This is a genomic window from Alteromonas sp. ALT199, from assembly GCF_018619335.1.
Classification (GTDB): domain Bacteria; phylum Pseudomonadota; class Gammaproteobacteria; order Enterobacterales; family Alteromonadaceae; genus Alteromonas.
Window position 1 is genome coordinate 18,142 of record NZ_JAHHDX010000010.1, and the last position, 19,005, is coordinate 37,146.

The window sequence follows — 19,005 nt, forward strand, 5'->3', positions numbered from 1 at the left end:
AATGGTAGGCGCCTTTTTATGATGTGGAAGTAGATTAAGTGTTTAACCTAGAATTTATGATTAAGCGTCACGTAGGTATAACGGCCAATCGATGAATGAAGGCTACTGCTGAAACCAAAGGTTTCATCGGCAAACGGCGGTTCTTCGTTAGTGAGGTTACGCATGCCTACGGTCACTTTCGTTTTTCCGCTAAACAGTGCGTCTTCACTAAAGCGGTAACTTACGTATGCATCTAACGTTGACCAATCATCAATGACGTGAGTCACTAAATCACCTGAATCGTCGGTATAATTTAAGCTAGTGTCTTCAACATCACTAACGTAACGATATTTAAGACCGGCACGCCATGCATCTTGAGAATAGGTTAGCGATAAATTAGCCCGCCATTCTGGGCGTTCGTTTTGACGAATAAGGTCGCCATCGCTACCAAATATGGCCACTTGCTCCCCTTCGTACAATAACGCTTCGTTTCCCGCTTCTTGCGCTGCAACCACTAGGTCTGTGATATCGTCAGATCCTTGATCGAACTTTCGTAAGTTGGCGGCACTGAGCTTAATGGAAAAATCACCTACTGCAGTTTCAAAACGGTAATCAGCACTGTAATCGATACCAGAAATGTCTCTTGGTAGTAAGTTAGTGTAGTCGTTTCGAATATATATAATTTCGTCATTTTCATCACGAACAACATTTTCATTCGCGCTACCCTGGCTACGCAATAATGCGTCATACAAAATTTGCGTTTGGCTATTTAAAATACCCACCGTGTTCTCTTGCTTGATTTGCCACCAATCGACTGTAAGGGTTAACGCTTTGGTAGGCGTAAGTACTACACCAAACGAGTAGTTTTCACTTTCTTCGGGGCTTAAGGTATCACTGCCATTTCGAAGCTCTAGCGTACCGCGATTCGTTTGTGTCAACGGATCGGTTCTGGTATTTGAACGGGCAACATTTACTGCTGTGGTTTGTGGTAACCCTGGCGCTTTGAATCCCCCTGAATAAGCACCACGAATTAACGCGTTTTCATTTACTGTCCATGCAAGGGCAAATTTAGGTTTAAATACGCTGCCTACGTCAGAGAAATCTTCGTAACGCCCAGCTACCTGTAAATTTAAGCTTTCAACAAACGGTTTATCGGCTAACAATGGAATAGCAAATTCCGCGTACGCAGATACCACATTACGACTTCCACTAGCATCTGGCGTAGGGCTACTTCCTAATACCTGGCTAGCAATTTCAGACGAAGTGCCACCCACTAAGTCACTGAAAAACAATGTGCCATTCAAATCATCGGTACGTTTGTCAAAAAAGCTTTCATAGCGATATTCAATACCTGCGGCAAAACCTACATCTCCGGCGGGTAAACTAAATAAATCTGGTCGAGATACTTTGGCATCAATTGAAGCAAGTTCTGTTTCGGACTCCCGCTCAACATCCACCATAAAGCTGTCGATAACACTTTGAGATACCGGCGTATCATCAACCGTATTTGGGTTGGTTACACTGGCGCCGCTAAAAATATTGTAAGCCGTACTTTCATCGGTACTATTAACCGCTTGTTGGAACAAGGTGGTGTTAATTCGATTTGCGGTATCGATAGTATTGGCTTTTGAATACAACACGGCTGAATCGAAGTCCCAATCCCCGATATAACCCCGAGAGCCTGCCAATAAACGATAACTGTAGTCATCGACTTCTATATTTCGTGGTCCTGTATCAATGGGACGATAGCGACGAACTGTCACATCCTCACCAAAAGGGTTGTAAAATGCATCAGCAGACACCGTAAAACGCTGTGCTGTTAGATTGCCCGATTGTTCACGAATACGTTTTGCCGTCGCTGAGTAGTAAAGGGCTTCACCGTATATCTCAACATCATCGTTGATTTGGTGATTCACCAATGTGTATAGATTTAACCTATCGACTTCAGAGCTTAAGCTACGCTGTGAGTTTGAGTCGAAGCGCATATCTCGAGGCGTTGACCCAGTAGACGCGCACACATCGCCACTAACGTCTGCCACACAATCGTTGTATGACGCTGGTTCAAGATGAAAGGTGCCTAAACTGCCTGAGGAGAATTCGCCCCATGGCGTTACCGTTGAGCGATTATCTAGTTGTGTATCGCCAACAAAATCAGCAGGCACTTCGCTGAAGTTACGTAAGTCAGAACTGGCGGCATAATCCCGCTCACTCGCCATAACCATATCGCGATGATAGTACCCACCACTAAAAGTAACGTGAGTTTTATCATTATTAAATAACCAACCACCAGCACCTGATAAATTGATTTGGTCACGACCTGTACCCTGACTACTGCCATATTGGGCTTGAACTTCACCGCCCGTATATTTGTCGTCTAAAACATAATTCACTACACCTGATATGGCATCAGTACCGTAAATAGCCGCAGCGCCATCGCGTAACACTTCAACGCGTTTTAGCCCTTTAACTGGCAGCGTATTTGAATTCACAGTAGTGACAGGCACTAAGTTTTCGGCTTGCGTGCCTGGGTGTAGCACTAATCGGCGACCGTTCAACAGCGTAAGCGTATAACCTGTGCCTATACCTCGTAGGTTTACTGATGAGACATCGCCACGTGCGTCGTTAACACCACCAACTACACGCTCGCTATTAAAATTTACGGCACCTTGTTGTGGTAACTCCGCTAAAATTTCAGCGCCGCTGCTTAAGCCTAAACCGTCTATATCTTCAGATGACATCATGGTGACGGGCAATGCGCCAGTATCTTGCATTCCACGGATGTTTGAGCCAGTAACCTGAATACGCTCTACACTTGCTTCTTGTTTTTGAACGTCAGCAGTAACGGGAACGGCAGAAGGGTCTTGTGGTTGGTTTTTCTCTTCGCTTCCAATCGGTGTAACAATATAGGTACTTTTAGAGGTTTGCTTGTAGGTGAAGCCAGTGCCTTCAAGCAAGGTAGAAAGTGCATCTCGCACATCCATACTACCTTCTAGCTTAGGGGCTAGTTTTTGTTTTATTCTAGCGTCTGAAAACAAAATTTGAATTTCACTGTGCTGTGCCAGTGAGAGTAATGCGTTATCAAGTGTAGTAGCTTGAATTGAAAGATTATCTATTTGCTGTGCTTTTAAGCCTGTGCTTAGTGACAATGCGACACACAGGGCTAACGTACTTGTTGTGGTTTTTGGCAACTTCATGGCTGCTCCTATAGTATTTTAATGTGTTCCCTTTTAGTTAATACGCAGCCAAAAACAAAACCCTCCGCTATTTCTTCACTAATTTTATATTTTCTTCATCTCTTTTCGCTTCTATCGGCAAGGTTGCTTCAAGTGCCGTTAAAATTGCATCGCCATCTGACAGCTTAAAAACGCCACTAATACGCAAATCGGCTACATCCTGACTTATTACTATTTTTTTGCTTCTATAGCGGTTAAAACTGGCAATAACTTTATCTAACCGTTCTTCATCAAAACGTAAGTAACCCGTACGCCAACTTTGCGCTTTTACTACACTGTCCACATTTTCTTTTGCGATAAGTGCACTGGTATCATTGAACGTTGCAACTGCGCCGGCTTCCAGTAACACTGGGGTATCACCATTCGCTGGTTTGTGGGTGTTCGACTCTGCCTTTTCTTCAATGGCAACGACACCTTCTTCTACGGCTATATCAAACCCAGCCTGTGACAGCTTAATATTAAACTTCGTCCCTACGACCCTCACCGTTTTATTTGCGGTATGAATTAAAAATGGACGGGTGCGATCTTTAGCAATGTCAAAAAATGCCTCACCGTGTTCTAGCCAGAGCTCTCTGTGCGCTTCGCTAAACTGTATATTAATGCGGGTATCTGTATTTAACGTAATGGTAGAGCCATCTGGTAATCCAACATTGCTCACCTCTCCGATGGCAGTGGAATAATTATTGGCAAGCTCACTGTTATCAATACGTTTGTCAGGCGCATTGTACTGCGTGATGAGCAAAAAGCAGAATGATGCTACAACAATAGATGCGGCTAGATAGCGCATGCGATAGAAACGTTTTTCCAACTTTTGGCGCCAGCCTATATGAGGCGCAATGTGAGCAGAGCTCTCCCATACTAAAAGCGCATCGTCAAAAGCTGCTTGATGGGCGGATTTTGCATCGCACCATGCAAGGATCTCACTTTCTTCTTTAGCTGTCAGTTCACCAGAGTAAAGACGCACAACGTAATCACTTGCACGTTTATTGATTGAATGCTGGTTCAAAGCCGTAGCCATTAATCTTGCACCTTATTTCGAATAGCCGTCAATGCGGCCGAAATGTATTTTTCTACTGTACTAACAGAAACGCCTAATATATCGCTGATTTCCCGATAAGCTTTACCTTCAACACGGCAAAGTACAAACGCGGATTTGTGATGAGGATTAATATTTTCAAGCACACTTTCAATTTCGATGAGTTTCTCAGCTATCCCTGCGTGCTTCTCGGGTTCATTGCTCCACGTAGAGTATAGGGTATCAGAAAATGGTTCATGCGCTTCATGAGCACGTACTTTTGCTCGCCGTTCTCTATCGATGATTAAATTGGTGACAACGGTAAACAAAAAACTTCTAAACGTATCTTGGCGCGCTTCAATCTTTTGAGCCATTCCATCTAGTGAAAACAGTTTGGCATACATTTCTTGCAGAATATCTTCCACTTCTGAGGAATTAGCTCGTGCCCTTACTCGAATAAACCGCCGAAGTGCCGGTTCATGCTCAGAAATGAGATGGTAGAGTGTAGCATTGTCGCTTTGAGACTGCGCTATAGCTGATTGAGTATTTAAATAAACAACTTTCACACTGATTCTTCATTCATTTCTGGCCTACCTATTAATACGCAGTGAAGCATAAATCCCTCCACCTTTTTTCACTTTATTTCTAGCCAGAAAATAAAAAACCCGGCATAAGCCGGGTTTTTGCAATACAAAAAACGTAAAAATTAACGCTTTGAGAATTGTGGACGCTTACGCGCTTTGTGTAGACCAACTTTCTTACGTTCAACGCGACGTGCGTCACGAGTAACGAAGCCAGCTTTACGAAGTGCTGGACGTAGTGCTTCATCATACTCCATAAGAGCACGAGTAAGACCGTGACGAATTGCGCCCGCTTGACCGTTAGAACCACCACCTTTAACAGTGACGTAAACGTCAAACTTTTCAGTCATTTCAACAAGTTCAAGTGGCTGACGAACAACCATGCACTCTGTTTCACGACCAAAGTACTCGTCAAGAGCGCGTTGGTTTACTTTAATGCTACCTGTGCCTGGACGTAGGAACACACGAGCAGTAGAACTTTTGCGGCGGCCTGTGCCGTAGTATTGAGTATCTGCCATGTTAATAGCTCCTTAAATGTCCAAAACTTGTGGTTGCTGTGCTGCGTGAGAGTGTTCTGCACCAGCGTAAACTTTCATTTTACGGAACATTGCGCGGCCTAGAGGGCCTTTTGGCAACATGCCTTTAACTGCTTTTTCAAGAACCATTTCTGGCTTGTGAGCAATTAGTTTTTCGAAGTTTGTCTCTTTAAGACCACCTGGGTAACCAGAGTGCGCATAGTACATTTTGTCTTGCGCTTTACGGCCTGTAACCGCAACTTTTTCAGCATTGATTACGATGATGTAATCACCAGTGTCCACGTGAGGTGTGTACTCTGGCTTGTGCTTACCACGAAGGCGTAGTGCGATTTCAGAAGCCAAACGGCCTAGAGTTTTGTCTGTGGCGTCTACCACATACCAGTCACGTTGTACCGTTTCTGGCTTAGCAACAAAAGTTTTCATTTTCAAATTCACCCGAATAATATCGTCGTTACTGATTTCTGAACACCAGAAATCACCTTAAAATCAACACAAAGACCCCTTCGAGCCGGCTGATTCTTCCACCTTCCCAAAGGTGGGCGTAACTGGGCAGGGCGCGAATTATACAGGAATTGAAGGAAATGCGAACCCCCAACAACAAAAAACATGGATAAAATTCCAACATTTGCCGATGACATAGAAATTGATTTGAGGTAACGTCAAATTGCTGTGTTCAGAACTAACATCAAAATAAATGAATATATCGGTATAACTATCGTCCCTCATCCTCACCGCTCGACACGAAGTCGTCAGGTGCAGTCCTAATAAAGAGGGAGGCAGAATTGCCAACTGATACTGAAAGTAGAGAAGTACACAAGCTCGGCACCCAACAATACCTTACAAACTAGATTACGCGCGGTGGGATAAATACAAAGGTTTAGCAATACGCGCGCTCGAAAAAGAGATGTCAGAGTAAAATACTTAACACTTAAGGTTTTCTTAAGGTCGTTCGTTTAGTGTTTTGATTTGTTTTTTATCAATGAGTTTTTTATGCGTGTACTGCTTGTAGAGGACGATAGGCCGTTGTCTGACGCCCTTGCCCTTTCACTAAAGAATGCCAACTTCACGGTAGACTGTGTTTATTCAGGCGAAGATGCCCTTGCAACGCTAAGAGCAGGCCAAAGTGACATTGTCATTCTTGACTTGGGTTTACCCGACACTGATGGCCTCGACGTACTAAAATCTATTCGAAAAAAAAACGTAACGCTTCCTGTGTTGATCTTAACTGCACGGGATAAAACGCTAGACAAGATATCGGGTTTGGATGCAGGCGCCGACGACTACTTACCTAAACCGTTTGAAATAGAAGAACTGTTAGCTAGGATTAGAGTACTTGAGCGTCGTCTGAGCACAGCATCTCACACCATTGTTAGTGTTAAGAATGTTAGTCTTGATACCGTCCATCATTCGCTTACTATCGACAATCAAAATGTTCACTTGCCTCGCCGTGAACTCATGCTACTAAAAGCGCTCATTGAAAACGCAGGGCGCATACTAAGTAAAGATCAGCTGGAAAATAAACTTTATGAGTGGGGAGAGGAAGTGGCAAGCAATACGATAGAAGTACACGTGAGTAATTTGCGTAAGAAAATGCCTCCTGAATTTATTAAAACTATTCGAGGCGTCGGTTATTGCATTTCAAAATCGGGGGAGTGAATTGTCTTCAATTCGCCGCTTTCTAATTCTTACACTGATCAGTGCGCTTGTTTTGGTGATATTTAGTGCAGCACTTAAAGGCTACCGCGCAACGCTTGGTATATCGAATACCTTGTTAGATAACGAGTTAGTTGAGCTATCCCGCGTAATCTCGTACGTAGATAGCGGCACCCGCACACAGCAACAGACACTTTTCTTCCAGGTATGGAAACAAGGTAAGCTGACCAGCTCATCTACTGACGCGCTAAGCACGCCGTTAACCAGCTTCTCCGAGGGTTTTTCTGAAGTAAATGCACTGGGTACACGTTGGCGGGTACATACCCGGTTTAACTCGAATAATGATAGCTGGTATATGGTGGCTCAACCCGTAAGTAGTCGCTTCACTTTAACTGACTCGCTAACTGTAGCCGCCATCACTCCTTTCATAATTAGTGTGCCTATTCTTGCATTCATCCTCTTTTTTGGCATTACTTGGGGGCTATCGCCGTTAAAACACCTATCAAAGCTCCTTGCCAGCCGACAGGGTAATAATTTTTCTACCATTGCGTTATCCCGTGAGCCCAGTGAACTCAGTCCTGTTGTCACTACATTAAACACTATGTTTACGCGACTGAATTCAGCATTCGAACGAGAGCAGCAATTCGCATCAAATGCGGCGCATGAGCTTAGAACTCCGCTCAGCGTGATGAAAATAAACATTCACAATATAGCGAACGAGTTAGGTGAAAAAGGTCACGTGTTGGCTCCCCTCAAAGCAGACACCGACAGAATGATCCACGCAGTAAATCAATTCCTTTTACTTACTCGCACCAGTCCAGAAACGTTTGCAGAACAGCGAGAACCTGTAAATGTGCATGTGGTCGCGCAAGAGGTAATTAGTGACCTATACGGCGCCATTGAAAATAAAAACCAAGAAATTGCACTGGAAGGGGAAGAAGCCTGGTTGCTAAGTTCTCAATTTGTTCTTTACACCTTGCTTCAAAACTTAGTGAGCAATGCGAGTAAATACTCGCCTTGCGATGCACAAATAATAATTAAGATTGAGCGACGGAAAAAGGAGCTAATTTTAAGCGTCTGCGATTCTGGGCCAGGCATCCCTGCTGACCAGCGCGCTATTGTGCTAAACCGATTCAAAAGAGCATCTAACAGCTCGCCTCATTCGGAAAGCGGCTTGGGACTCGCCATTGTAGAGCAAATCGTTGTATTACACGAAGCTGAGCTCTCTTTACATGAAAGTTCGCTCGGAGGATTAGAAGTTAGGGTGGCATTTTCCAATGACTACATACTCTAAAATTTATTTAATTTGTTTTTCAGCCCTTTACGCTTTTTATACGCCCCTTGCATTAGCTTTACCTGAAGTAGTCATAGAAATTAAAGAGCACTTATTCTTTCCTCAGAGAGTAATTGTGCCTGCTGGGCAAAAAGTAAAAGTAACCTTTGTCAATTTCGATGATACTCCAGAAGAAATAGATAGTTTTTCTTTGAACAGAGAAAAAGTGATATTTGCGAAAAGCCGAGGAACTATCTTTATTGGTCCATTAAAAGCCGGTGAATATCCTTTTTTCGGCGAGTTTCATCCTAATAGTGCAGTAGGAAAAGTAATAGTTAAAAGCAAAGAGGACACGCAGGATGCTAATTAATACTGTCGTTCTCTTCTTACGTGACACATTGCCCATATTCCTGCTCATTAGTGTACTACTAGCGCTGCCGCGAGTGTCCACGCTTGCCATTTCATGGCGGGTGTTGCTATTGGTATTACTCGCTGTATTTACATACACCCAGCTAGGACTGGTATCGCAGCTATCAGAAGGTGCCGGATTTGAGTATCTCAAATCAATACTGTTTTTTATTGCCTGGTTTGGCATGTGCTTCATTGCCCTTTTGCCGTCACGCCTGTCGAATAGGTTCAGTCTAGGTCTCACCTTGCTAGTAATAGGCATTGGCTTACCCAATTCGCTGCACTTTTTAGTTTATTTTGTTTCCGAGATATCACGTAATGGTGATAGTACGTTGTTGCTCTTGGGCACTATAATTGGTTTGGGTATAAGTATTAGTATCGCGATTCTACTTAATATTTTGCTCACTCATTTTATTAGCATGCGAGCAACATACTTTTTTGCAACCACGTTTGTGGCAGCTCAAACCGCTAGTATCGCATTATTATTGGAACAAACTGACACCTTCCCATCGCCAAGACAGCTATGGGATAGCAGCGAAATAATTAGCGACAACAGCGAATATGGTCATCTTCTGAATTCACTCATGGGTTATGAGGCTACGCCCTCGGCGAGCTATTTATTAGTGTTTTTCTTCGCACTTGTTGTGCCTAATTTAATTACTTTCTTTTCCTCAAAAAAGAGAGTCTCTGATGAAATTCAGGAGGTCGCACGGTGAGACGTTTTCTCCTTCCCGCTATCGCATTATGCGCAGCGTTTTCAAGTACTGGTTATGCAGATAATTTTACCGTAGATAAGGTTTATCACCCTTATGTATTACCCTTTGAACGTGAGTTTGAGTGGCGACTTACCTCAAGACAAAATGACAATGGCAATGTTTTAATGCAGCGCTTCTCATTCGGCCATGCACTTTCAGAGTTTATGATCCTTGAAACTTACCTAGTCGGCGCGCGGGATGAAAATGAAGATTTTGGCTTAGAAAGCTACGAAGTAGAGCTTCGCTGGATGATGACTGAACAAGGGCGATACTGGGCTGACTGGGCAACGCTGTTTGAATTGGAAAAGCAGCACAATACCGATGACTGGGAAGTTAAAGCGGGAATATTAACAGAAAAAGAATTTGGCCAATTCAGTTTAACAACTAACATTAGCTTGGTGTATGAATGGGGTGAAACTGTTGAGAATGAATGGGAAAGCGAACTTAAAGCCAAATTTAGGTATCGCTGGATCCCTGAAGTTCAACCAGGTTTGGAAATGTATGTAGCAGAGGACTTTATTGGGGTTGGTCCAGCATTCATGGGAATAAAACGTTTTGACAGACAGAAGCAGTTAAAATGGGAACTAGGCTTTATAGCTGGGCTAAACGGCGACAGTAAAGATCACACACTTCGCATGTCGTTGGAATACGAGTTCTAGTACAATTTTGTACTTTAGCGCCTAACTTAAGCTTTGCTTAAGGTTCAACATATAAAGTGCACGTCATTCGATGTTTTACCAAATATTCTTATGCATCAGTTTGCCGTCAGTGTTGTTTTACCTGCTAAAAATGAAGCCAAAAATCTCTCTGTTTTGTTGCGGGAAATTTCAGAAGTAGTTCCGAGTACAACAACAGAAATAATTGTTGTTGATGACGGTAGCAGCGACGACTCCCTATCCTTACTGCGTAATCTTTCAAGCACCTTGCCGGTAAGTTTTCGTGTCATCGTCCATCCTTTGAGCTGCGGTCAAAGCACTTCCGTTTTTCACGGTGTTTTGCAGGCAAAAGGAAAGTGGATCATCACCCTTGATGCTGATGGGCAAAACGATCCTGCTGATATACCGCGACTTATTCGCGCAGCTAAAGAAACTAATGCAGCGCACTTCTGTGTTATCGGACACCGTCAGAAGCGAAAAGATACCCCGTGGAAGCGATTTCAGTCTAAAGTCGCTAATCGTATTCGCCAATGGATCTTACAAGATGACACACCAGACACGGGCTGTGGCTTGAAGCTCCTCCCAAGAAGTACCTTTTTACTTTTACCCTACTTCGACCATATGCACCGATATATTCCCGCTTTAACTAAAAGGCTTGGGGGAGAAGTGGTATGTATATCGGTCAATCATCGCGCGCGTTTAGAAGGTAAATCAAATTACACTGCGTGGAACCGAGGCTGGGCAGGGATCATCGATATGCTTGGCGTCAGATGGCTAATGTACAGAAATAAGCTTAATCACATTGCCAGCGGGATTGATCATGAAAACTAATATTCGCCGTCTCAAAGACTTCATACAGTTTTTCATCGGTGCAGCCAGCATCGCACTTATCTGCTATTTGTCGCTTGAGGTCACTGGTGAAGTATGGAAGCACGGTGATGATACAGATTGGTTGAATGCCTATATTTCAAATTTAAATTGGCAATCGCTGTGCATGATATTAAGTGGTTGTGTTGTTCTCTTAACCACGGGCTTTCCCCGTCAGGCAGTCAGTTTTTTTTGTGGAGTGGGCTTTGGCGCATTGCAGGGAGGGTTAATTGCTTTGTTGCTAACCGTATTGTCTGCATGCATAACCTACACATTAGCAAACGGCCCTCTGCGCTCACTCGCATTCCGTCTTTTAGGTTCAAAATTAAAACCTGTCGAAAGCAAACTGGCCAAGCGAAGTTTTCGCAATGTGCTAATTGTTCGTTTATTCCCTGTAGGCTCTAACTTAATCACAAACGCCGTTGCAGGTGTACTAAGCGTTCCGTTTGTCCCGTTTATTGTTGCAAGTGCAATTGGCTTTGCGCCTCAAACTTTTTTGTTTACCATGCTTGGAAGCGGTTCTAGATTTGTCAGCTCCCTCGAACAGCCATTACAAATAGGTGGCTTAATCATTAGCTTTCTTCTACTTCTATCCTTATCGGGCATTTCTCGTAGGAGTGAGCCGTCGTGAGGCTTCTTCTCAACTTAAATAGCCATGCATCTACCCTGTTCTTTTTTGCCTGTGCTCTGATATTTATTGGTCTGGGTTTCAGAGATGCTTGGCCACCCGATGAGCCTCGATTCGCCTTGATCGCAAAAGAGATGGTGAGCAGCGGGCAGTGGCTTGTACCCATGCGCGGTGGCGAAATTTATCCGGACAAGCCCCCTGTGTTTATGTGGTGTATTGCCTTCTTTTACCTAATAACGGGTAGCCTGAAGGTGGCTATGCTTCTGCCTAACGCTATCGCAAGCCTTGTCACTTTGGGGTTAACCTACAAGCTATCGCGAAGACTTGCCAGTGAACAAGCGGCAATGTTGAGTATGCTCGTACTTCTACTTAGCCCCCAGTTTCTCATTCAAGCCAAATTTGCTCAAATAGATGCCCTTGTCGCCTGCTTTATTTGGATTGGCGTCTACGGATTCATTCGACACTTTTACGTGCATGCTAATTGGCGGTGGTACTTTGCAGCATGGTTCTTTATGGGGCTTGGGATCATAACGAAAGGCGTTGGCTTTTTACCTGTTCTTTTGTTTATTCCCATTGCGTATTTCGCATTTACTAGCGGCTCACATCGCGGCCAGTGGTCATTGCGTATGTTGTTTGGCCCCTTAATCATGCTATCGGTTGTGGCGATGTGGCTTGCACCTCTGCTTTATCTTGGCTTGATAAAACAAGAGCCTCAAATACAACAATACTTGTCGAACATTTTGTTTAAACAAACGGCTGAACGATATGCCAATGCGTGGCACCACATAGAGCCTTGGTACTACTATATTGTTGAAGTTATTCCTGTATTTTGGATTACTCCAGTTGCCATACTTCTATCAAAAGCTAAGTCGTTAAGAAATGTACTTAGTCACAACCCCGCTTACTTATCATTGTTGATATGGATAATATTGGTCGTTATTTTCTTTAGTGTCAGCCCAGGTAAACGTGGTGTTTATGTTCTACCAGCACTGCCTGCGTTGAGTATGGTTGCAGGTCTGGTACTTGCTAAGTCAACGGTATCAAGAGGACTAGTGCTGTTTGCGCGCGCAGTGACTTCGTTAATCTCTGGCGCTCTATTGATTGCTGGCTTAGCACTGCTTTTTCACGAGCCCACCGCCAGTAAGCTGGTAGCGCGCTTTGACAGTGACAGTGAAACCTTCGTTCGTTTAAGTATAGTATTACTTGTACTCGGCTTCGCTGGGCTTTGTACTCATATTGTCTATTATATTTACAATAAAAAGCGCAACGCAGGGGATGGGAAATTACTCGCCCGCCAATTATTGGCATGGCTTTTCATTTTAACTGCAATACCTTTCACATTCGGAGCATGGCTGCTAAATGACTACCGTACTCCCCGTATAGTCCTTCAAAAGGCTGAAAGCCAAATAAGTAAAATGTCAAAGAAGGGGCCAACTGCCTTCGAGGTAGGGATAGTCAGCTTTAAAGAACAGTATTTACTTTTTTCTCCCTTTGAAATAGCTCATTTTGGTTACCATACCCCTAAAGAGGTAGAAAACGGTACAGCATGGGCTTGGCTGACTTATACTTCCGAGCCTTCGCGCGAGCTAACAAAGACTTCAGGCCGGCGGGTTACACCGCCAATACGTCAACGCTTTTTGTTAGTTCCAAGTGACTACAAGTTTCAATGTGTAGACTTGTCACAAGCGACTTCGCTGGGCATAGCCCACCGCAACGAATGGCTATTGCTTCCTGCCAGTGCTGCTAACGCCACCTGTGATTTACCGGCTGACGGCCCAGTTTTTTAATCGCTATGAAAGCTCAAGCGATTAAATAGCTTGGGCATTCTTAACATTTTAACTCTCGCTGAGTGGTTAATTATCTATGCGGACTGGTATTACTTTTATAAAAGTTTTTCCCACTTAAGGTTCGCTTAAGGTCTCGCGTAAATACTCATAACATCGCAAAACCAATGAGCATATTTATGAGTCACGTTTTAGCTTCTGTTCCAACCCAGGTTGCTAGTCAACAATCTGCGATTGTCTCAAAGGAAAAGCCCGCTATAAACTTTATCGCGGCAAAACACGGACACAATGCCCGTCGACGTATTGAAGCGTTTATAGCGAGTGGTTTTAAAGTTCGCTACAACGCACGAGTGACTTCCTTTATGCCTATGCTGTTTGCACTTGAGACGAAGACAGTTAAAGCCGCCGCAGGCGCAAGGTTTGCAGCATACGACGGTCAGTATAATTCTCTTTTTATAGAGCAATACCTTAACACTTCAGTAGAAAGTGCCCTCACCTTACAAGGGGTAACCGCAGAAAGAGCGCATATTGCTGAAGTTGGTAACCTTTTTAGCAGTGCATCGCGCTATACCCTCCCCTTGTTATTTGCCTTGTTCTTCGTTTTAAAACGATGTGGTAGCAAATACCTAGTTTTCAGTGCGACCTCACAGCTCAGTTCTTTACTCTTGAGCGCGGGTATTCAACTCCTCCCCCTTGTTAAAGCTGACGTATCGAAACTTAAAGGGAATAGCGATGACTGGGGCACCTATTATGATACCGCCCCTCAGGTTACTGCCCTGTCGCTAAATCACGTAACCCAACACATTATTGGCAGCCCTGAACTTAATGCTCATTACCAACGTGCAATTGAGCTTATTTCCGCAAATGTGGATGCGTTAATGCAAAGTATGTGCGCAAAAAAGGAAACGGCATATGTTGCTTAATCAGTATATAAATGGTCACGACAATGACGTTGCACTGAAATGCATACACAGTTCAATGACTTACCGTGCCCTCTTGAGCGCCGTCGAGAACCTCGCAAGCTGGATGACAAACCACGATGTCGAGAGGGTCGGCATTGCCTTTGACAATAGTTTTACATGGGTGATTGCTGATTTAGCCTGCCAACAGGCTGATGTCTGCTGCGTCCCCGTTCCGCTATTTTTTAGCGCTTCCCAACAAGAACATGTATTGAATGAGAGCCAGTGTCACTTTTTATTGACCAGTCGCGGTGGCGAACTAAGTGAATGGAGTAAGTCACCGACTGTTATGATAGCGAAAACGACATCGTCGCTCATCCGCTCAAACATAATTCTCGTGTATACACGCCTGTAGGCACTAACAAAATAACCTTTACTTCTGGCTCTACGGGTTCACCGAAAGGCGTATGCCTGTCAACTGAATCACAATGGAAAGTTGCCCATTCTATTGAGCGTGCTGTTCAACCGGAAATAGTGAACCACCTATGTTTACTGCCATTATCTACCCTACTTGAAAATATTGCAGGTATTTACGCCCCTCTGTACCACGGCGGCACGGTTTATTTAGCCACGGCATCTGAGCGGGGATTTCAAGGAAGTAAACTCGTCAGTACTAACGCACTACTGTCACTGATAGACCACGTTCAACCAACGTCTGTCATCTTGGTTCCCGACTTACTAATGGCGCTAGTACAGGCATGTAACCAGGGCTGGAAACCACCTTCATCACTAATGTTTATTGCCGTTGGCGGTGCGCATGTATCGCCCACTTTGCTGGCGCAAGCTCAAGCGAAGGGACTACCAGTATTTGAAGGTTACGGATTATCTGAAGCGGTATCAGTATCAACATTGAACACGCCCAATTGCAATAAGATGGGCAGTGCCGGACAAACGCTTGGTCATAATAAACTGCACATCGAAGAGGGTGAAATTGTAGTTACAGGCAATCACTTTCTGGGCTATCTGAATCAACCTTCCTCATTTTATCCGACCCAGGTCAGAACCGGCGATTTAGGCGTTTTTTCTGATAACACACTCACGCTGAATGGGCGTATAAAAAACATAATGGTGAACAGCTTTGGCAGAAATGTATCGCCAGAGTGGATTGAATCTTTATTGCTGGGAACAGGACTGTTTAGGCAGGCTTTGGTGTATTGCGAAGCTAAACCCTACTGTGTGGCGCTCCTCGCAACAGCTTCCAATACTATTTCTAATACACAGATTCAAAGCGCCGTGGCGCTTATCAATAAGCAGTTACCTGACTATGCGCAAGTTGTTAATTTCGCCACCATCGGTCTTTGCACGCCAGAAAACCAACTGCTTACCCCAACGGGAAAACTGAAACGTGACGCAATAATTGCCCGCTACGCGACTGACTTAGACATGCTCTACCAGAACCAAGAGCAACACCAGTACAGCGTTCAAAGCACAACAGCATTTTCTTCTCAATTTATTATCAAGGAATAATTTATGAATTTCTATCAGCAACTTCAAAGCAACACCGAGCATGCCAGACAGTCATTCTTACAGGCGCCGATTATACAACGCTGCTTTAACGGTGATTTTAACCTAAACGACTATATTGCCTTTCTTCAACAGGCCTATCATCACGTTAAGTTTACTGTTCCCTTGCTTATGGCTACAGGTGCCGAACTCAACGAAGATAAGGAATGGCTAAGAGAAGCAATTGGTGAATACATTGAAGAAGAAATGGGTCACCAAGAGTGGATCCTTAATGACCTTGCAGCCTGTGGCGTTGATAAAGAACAGGCGAGGAAAAGTCAGCCTGCTCCCGCCACCGAATTAATGGTTGCCTATGCTTTTGATGCAATAGCACGCAAAAGCCCACTGTATTTCTTCGGCATGGTATTCGTTTTAGAGGGTACAAGTATTACGCTTGCCGACGCGGCTGCAAAACAGATCAAAGACAAGTTATCACTGCCTAAATCAGCGTTTAAATACCTTACCTCTCACGGTGCGCTAGACCAAGAGCACATCGTTTTCTTTGAAAGGCTTATGAACAAAATTACTGACCCCAAAGAGCAGCAAATGATCATTCACAGCGCCAACATGTTTTATCGCTTATACGGAGATATCTTTCGCGAATTAACACCCGAACACGGCTTGGAACAGGTTGCTTAAATTAAAGGGTTTAACTCTGGTGCTTATCCCCTGGAGGTAAACGGCTAACACGTTAAGGTAAATACAATGAATATTGAGTGGCGTAATCAAGTGGTGCTTCTTACAGGTGCAACTGGAGGTATTGGTGAAGCAATAGCCAAGGCGCTTGATGAAAAAGGCGCGCACATTGTACTAACTGGCAGAAGTAAGGCGAAGCTCGAACAGCTGCAACAAAATTTAACCCTTCATCATACCGCCGTTGTGGCTGACATTACGTCAGATGAAGGGAGAGATAGAGTAGTAAGTGCCTGCCAACGACTTCCTTTAAGCATTCTGGTTAACAATGCTGGCATTACCTATGTTGGCGAGTTTGAGGGCACCCCTATCGAGTCGATTGTGTCGACAAATATGCTGGCTCCTATGCTACTAACTCAACGCCTACTGCCGTTACTCGAACGTAGAGCGTCTGCGCACGTTGTGAACGTAGGCTCTGCTTTTGGAAGCATAGGTTTTGCTGCGCACGGAACCTACTGCGCAACTAAATTCGCTTTGAAAGGGTGGACGGAAGCCATGCACAGAGAATTCAGCGATAGCAAAATTAAATTTCATTATCTAGCGCCACGCGCAACGCGCACCGACATAAATGACGAACGTACTATTGCGCTAAATGAGGCATTGGGCAATCAGACAGACGAGCCTGATGCAGTAGCACGAGCATTGATTAAACAGTTAGAAAAAAATTTGCCAAGGGTCGCGCTGGGACGTGCTGAACGATTTTTTGCCAAACTTAACGCGCTAGTTCCCAGTATTGTTGACAACGCGTTGGCAAAAAAACTTTCAACAATTAAACACTATGCCTTTCGAAAAACGCAATCACAAGACAAACAGACCAGCGCTCAAAACGATACCCGTCTGGATAAAAAGCTGGTTTAACACGAGGACATTATTATGAAGAAATTAACCACGCTTAGCACCACAGTAATTCTGGGACTCGGTCTGGCATTAAGTCACACTGCTATTGCTAAAGCTAACGAAGCCTCAGAAAGTACAGCGCCGACATCAGCCTTACGTGAAACAGCAACCAGCCCGTTAAAGACACTTCAGCATCAGTGGGCACATATTAACTATGAACTTGATGATGCAGAAAAGGAAAAAGCATTCGTCGCCCTTATTAATACGGCTAAATCTTTCGTAAAGGCAGAACCCAACAACCCTGAGCTATTCATTTGGCAGGGCATAATTCAATCTAGTACAGCCGGTGCCAAGGGCGGCCTAGGGGCTCTGGACTACGCAAAGGAGGCTCGTAAGAGTTTCGAACATGCAATGCGACTAGATGAAAATGCACTCTCGGGCTCAGCGATGACCAGTCTAGGCGTGCTGTACCATAAGCTACCGGGTTGGCCTATTAGCTTTGGTAACGACAAAAAAGCTGAGAAATTGCTAAAGCATGCACTTGAAATAAACCCTGACGGAATAGATCCTAACTATTTCTACGCCGAGTACTTGTTCGATAATGGCAAATACGAGCAAGCGCTCAAGTTTTCCAAGAAAGCGCTCGACGCCCCTGCACGCTTAGATCGTCCTATTGCGGATTCAGGTCGCAAAATGGAAATCGTTTTATTGGAAGCGAAAATAGCGAGAAAAAGTTAGTCACCCTAAAGGTATGCAGGGAAAGGCAATGCTCTTATTGCCTTTCCATTTCCAACAAGTATTAGATTTTCGCTGCAAATACCGTTAAATTAGCCGCCGATTCAACGACACTTCACGAAATCACTAACAATTTCGTCGAGTTATCAAGTTTATTCCTAACTACCTCTTTTTTAAAAAGGCGACCCTTCATGCAGAAAAAGAACTTCTTCTCTCCTTTTCTATTCATCATTCTTACTACGCTGTCGATATCTACCGTTCATGCAAACACTCCTGGTTTGCTACCGTTGCAACATGCGTGGGCAAAAACGAACTATGAGCTTGAAGGTGAGGTCCAATTAGAGGCGTTTTCTGCACTGATAGCGCAGGCGAAAGTGTTAGTCGAGCTATCAGGAAATAGCGCTGAAGCACTAACCTGGCTAGCTATTTCTCAATCCAGCACAGCAAGTGCCAAAGGAGGGTTAGGCGCCTTAGACTTTGCTGAAAGTGCGAAAGAAAACTTGGAACGCGCCATTGATAAAGAAGAATCAGTTTTAGACGGAACGGCATTAACCGTATTAGCCGCGCTTTATCACAAAGTGCCGGGCTGGCCTGTAAGTTTTGGTAGTGACAAAAAAGCTGAAAAGCTATTTAAGCGTGCACTCGAAATTAACCCGCAAGGCATGGATCAAAACTTCTTTTATGCCGAGTATCTTTTCGACGAAGGAGAATATGAAAAGGCCCAGGTCTTTTTAAGTCGTGCCCAAAACGCGCCTGAAAAGGCCAATCGGCCACTGGCAGATGAAAAACGCAGAGAAGAAATCGCTGCCCTTCAAGCAAGATTAGATACTAAAGCTTAGTATCTAATTTTGCTTGGAGACAGCTTGATAAGTAAAGGTGGACGTTGTCACTAACTTTCCACCTTCACTCT

At 44.2% G+C, this 19,005-nt stretch carries 20 protein-coding genes; 15 read left to right on the top strand and 5 right to left on the bottom strand.

Features of this window, described 5'->3' with window-relative positions:
- Positions 1-47: 47 nt before the first annotated feature.
- From KL866_RS00895 to rplM, 5 genes are all read right to left on the bottom strand, one after another.
- Positions 48-3,173, bottom strand: a complete 3,126-nt coding sequence (locus KL866_RS00895) for a TonB-dependent receptor (protein WP_025256470.1) — start codon at positions 3,171-3,173, stop codon at positions 48-50.
- 67 nt (positions 3,174-3,240) lie between these two features.
- Positions 3,241-4,230: a FecR domain-containing protein gene (locus tag KL866_RS00900; protein ID WP_025256471.1), complete on the bottom strand. Its 990-nt coding sequence runs from the start codon at positions 4,228-4,230 to the stop codon at positions 3,241-3,243.
- Complete coding sequence (locus tag KL866_RS00905) at positions 4,230-4,793, bottom strand: RNA polymerase sigma factor (RefSeq protein ID WP_025256472.1); 564 nt, start codon at positions 4,791-4,793, stop codon at positions 4,230-4,232. Before KL866_RS00905 ends, KL866_RS00900 begins: the two co-directional genes overlap by 1 nt.
- Before the next feature lie 140 nt (positions 4,794-4,933).
- Positions 4,934-5,326, bottom strand: coding sequence for a 30S ribosomal protein S9 (rpsI, locus tag KL866_RS00910; RefSeq protein WP_025256473.1), 393 nt, complete (start codon positions 5,324-5,326; stop codon positions 4,934-4,936).
- A gap of 12 nt (positions 5,327-5,338) precedes the next feature.
- Positions 5,339-5,767 carry a 50S ribosomal protein L13 gene (gene rplM, locus KL866_RS00915; RefSeq protein WP_012517329.1) on the bottom strand — a complete coding sequence of 143 codons (429 nt, stop codon included), beginning with the start codon at positions 5,765-5,767 and terminating at the stop codon, positions 5,339-5,341.
- Between the two features lie 567 nt (positions 5,768-6,334).
- Between rplM and KL866_RS00920 the strand changes: the two genes are divergently transcribed.
- The 15 genes from KL866_RS00920 to KL866_RS00985 all read left to right on the top strand — a co-directional run bounded on the left by KL866_RS00920 (position 6,335) and on the right by KL866_RS00985 (position 18,934).
- Complete coding sequence (locus KL866_RS00920) at positions 6,335-7,000, top strand: response regulator transcription factor (protein ID WP_025256474.1); 666 nt, start codon at positions 6,335-6,337, stop codon at positions 6,998-7,000.
- A 1-nt stretch (position 7,001) separates the two neighbouring features.
- Positions 7,002-8,291: a HAMP domain-containing sensor histidine kinase gene (locus tag KL866_RS00925; RefSeq protein WP_214992539.1), complete on the top strand. Its 1,290-nt coding sequence runs from the start codon at positions 7,002-7,004 to the stop codon at positions 8,289-8,291.
- The gene (locus tag KL866_RS00930; RefSeq protein WP_025256476.1) at positions 8,275-8,640 is read left to right on the top strand and encodes a cupredoxin domain-containing protein; all 366 of its coding nucleotides are present in this window, start codon (positions 8,275-8,277) and stop codon (positions 8,638-8,640) included. The genes KL866_RS00925 and KL866_RS00930 overlap by 17 nt, the downstream gene beginning before the upstream one ends.
- Positions 8,630-9,394: a hypothetical protein gene (locus tag KL866_RS00935; protein ID WP_025256477.1), complete on the top strand. Its 765-nt coding sequence runs from the start codon at positions 8,630-8,632 to the stop codon at positions 9,392-9,394. The genes KL866_RS00930 and KL866_RS00935 overlap by 11 nt, the downstream gene beginning before the upstream one ends.
- Positions 9,391-10,092 carry a hypothetical protein gene (locus KL866_RS00940; protein WP_025256478.1) on the top strand — a complete coding sequence of 234 codons (702 nt, stop codon included), beginning with the start codon at positions 9,391-9,393 and terminating at the stop codon, positions 10,090-10,092. Before KL866_RS00935 ends, KL866_RS00940 begins: the two co-directional genes overlap by 4 nt.
- A 90-nt stretch (positions 10,093-10,182) precedes the next feature.
- Positions 10,183-10,920: a glycosyltransferase family 2 protein gene (locus KL866_RS00945; RefSeq protein WP_025256479.1), complete on the top strand. Its 738-nt coding sequence runs from the start codon at positions 10,183-10,185 to the stop codon at positions 10,918-10,920.
- A complete protein-coding gene (locus KL866_RS00950; protein ID WP_025256480.1) occupies positions 10,910-11,587 on the top strand; it encodes a TVP38/TMEM64 family protein in 678 nt (225 codons plus the stop codon). Before KL866_RS00945 ends, KL866_RS00950 begins: the two co-directional genes overlap by 11 nt.
- Positions 11,584-13,371: a glycosyltransferase family 39 protein gene (locus KL866_RS00955; protein WP_214992542.1), complete on the top strand. Its 1,788-nt coding sequence runs from the start codon at positions 11,584-11,586 to the stop codon at positions 13,369-13,371. The genes KL866_RS00950 and KL866_RS00955 overlap by 4 nt, the downstream gene beginning before the upstream one ends.
- Before the next feature lie 176 nt (positions 13,372-13,547).
- Positions 13,548-14,291, top strand: a complete 744-nt coding sequence (locus KL866_RS00960; RefSeq protein ID WP_025256482.1) for a thermostable hemolysin — start codon at positions 13,548-13,550, stop codon at positions 14,289-14,291.
- Positions 14,281-14,682: an AMP-binding protein gene (locus tag KL866_RS20080; RefSeq protein WP_251139745.1), complete on the top strand. Its 402-nt coding sequence runs from the start codon at positions 14,281-14,283 to the stop codon at positions 14,680-14,682. The genes KL866_RS00960 and KL866_RS20080 overlap by 11 nt, the downstream gene beginning before the upstream one ends.
- Before the next feature lie 56 nt (positions 14,683-14,738).
- Positions 14,739-15,794 carry an AMP-binding protein gene (locus KL866_RS00965; protein ID WP_251139749.1) on the top strand — a complete coding sequence of 352 codons (1,056 nt, stop codon included), beginning with the start codon at positions 14,739-14,741 and terminating at the stop codon, positions 15,792-15,794.
- 3 nt (positions 15,795-15,797) lie between these two features.
- Entirely contained in the window at positions 15,798-16,469 is a 672-nt protein-coding gene (locus KL866_RS00970; RefSeq protein ID WP_025256484.1) for a TenA family transcriptional regulator, read from the top strand.
- 66 nt (positions 16,470-16,535) lie between these two features.
- Positions 16,536-17,381 carry an SDR family oxidoreductase gene (locus KL866_RS00975; protein ID WP_025256485.1) on the top strand — a complete coding sequence of 282 codons (846 nt, stop codon included), beginning with the start codon at positions 16,536-16,538 and terminating at the stop codon, positions 17,379-17,381.
- 15 nt (positions 17,382-17,396) lie between these two features.
- Positions 17,397-18,098: a hypothetical protein gene (locus KL866_RS00980; protein WP_025256486.1), complete on the top strand. Its 702-nt coding sequence runs from the start codon at positions 17,397-17,399 to the stop codon at positions 18,096-18,098.
- A gap of 188 nt (positions 18,099-18,286) precedes the next feature.
- Positions 18,287-18,934 carry a hypothetical protein gene (locus KL866_RS00985; protein WP_025256487.1) on the top strand — a complete coding sequence of 216 codons (648 nt, stop codon included), beginning with the start codon at positions 18,287-18,289 and terminating at the stop codon, positions 18,932-18,934.
- The last annotated feature ends 71 nt before the right edge of the window (positions 18,935-19,005 follow it).

Bases quoted from the DNA above. Each gene is read 5' to 3' on its own strand.
- KL866_RS00895 (WP_025256470.1), bottom strand. From the start codon at position 3,173: ATGAAGTTGCCAAAAACCACAACAAGTACGTTAGCCCTGTGTGTCGCA.
- KL866_RS00900 (WP_025256471.1), bottom strand. From the start codon at position 4,230: ATGGCTACGGCTTTGAACCAGCATTCAATCAATAAACGTGCAAGTGAT.
- rpsI (WP_025256473.1), bottom strand. From the start codon at position 5,326: ATGGCAGATACTCAATACTACGGCACAGGCCGCCGCAAAAGTTCTACT.
- rplM (WP_012517329.1), bottom strand. From the start codon at position 5,767: ATGAAAACTTTTGTTGCTAAGCCAGAAACGGTACAACGTGACTGGTAT.
- KL866_RS00920 (WP_025256474.1), top strand. From the start codon at position 6,335: ATGCGTGTACTGCTTGTAGAGGACGATAGGCCGTTGTCTGACGCCCTT.
- KL866_RS00930 (WP_025256476.1), top strand. From the start codon at position 8,275: ATGACTACATACTCTAAAATTTATTTAATTTGTTTTTCAGCCCTTTAC.
- KL866_RS00935 (WP_025256477.1), top strand. From the start codon at position 8,630: ATGCTAATTAATACTGTCGTTCTCTTCTTACGTGACACATTGCCCATA.
- KL866_RS00945 (WP_025256479.1), top strand. From the start codon at position 10,183: ATGCATCAGTTTGCCGTCAGTGTTGTTTTACCTGCTAAAAATGAAGCC.
- KL866_RS00950 (WP_025256480.1), top strand. From the start codon at position 10,910: ATGAAAACTAATATTCGCCGTCTCAAAGACTTCATACAGTTTTTCATC.
- KL866_RS00960 (WP_025256482.1), top strand. From the start codon at position 13,548: ATGAGTCACGTTTTAGCTTCTGTTCCAACCCAGGTTGCTAGTCAACAA.
- KL866_RS20080 (WP_251139745.1), top strand. From the start codon at position 14,281: ATGTTGCTTAATCAGTATATAAATGGTCACGACAATGACGTTGCACTG.
- KL866_RS00970 (WP_025256484.1), top strand. From the start codon at position 15,798: ATGAATTTCTATCAGCAACTTCAAAGCAACACCGAGCATGCCAGACAG.
- KL866_RS00975 (WP_025256485.1), top strand. From the start codon at position 16,536: ATGAATATTGAGTGGCGTAATCAAGTGGTGCTTCTTACAGGTGCAACT.
- KL866_RS00980 (WP_025256486.1), top strand. From the start codon at position 17,397: ATGAAGAAATTAACCACGCTTAGCACCACAGTAATTCTGGGACTCGGT.
- KL866_RS00985 (WP_025256487.1), top strand. From the start codon at position 18,287: ATGCAGAAAAAGAACTTCTTCTCTCCTTTTCTATTCATCATTCTTACT.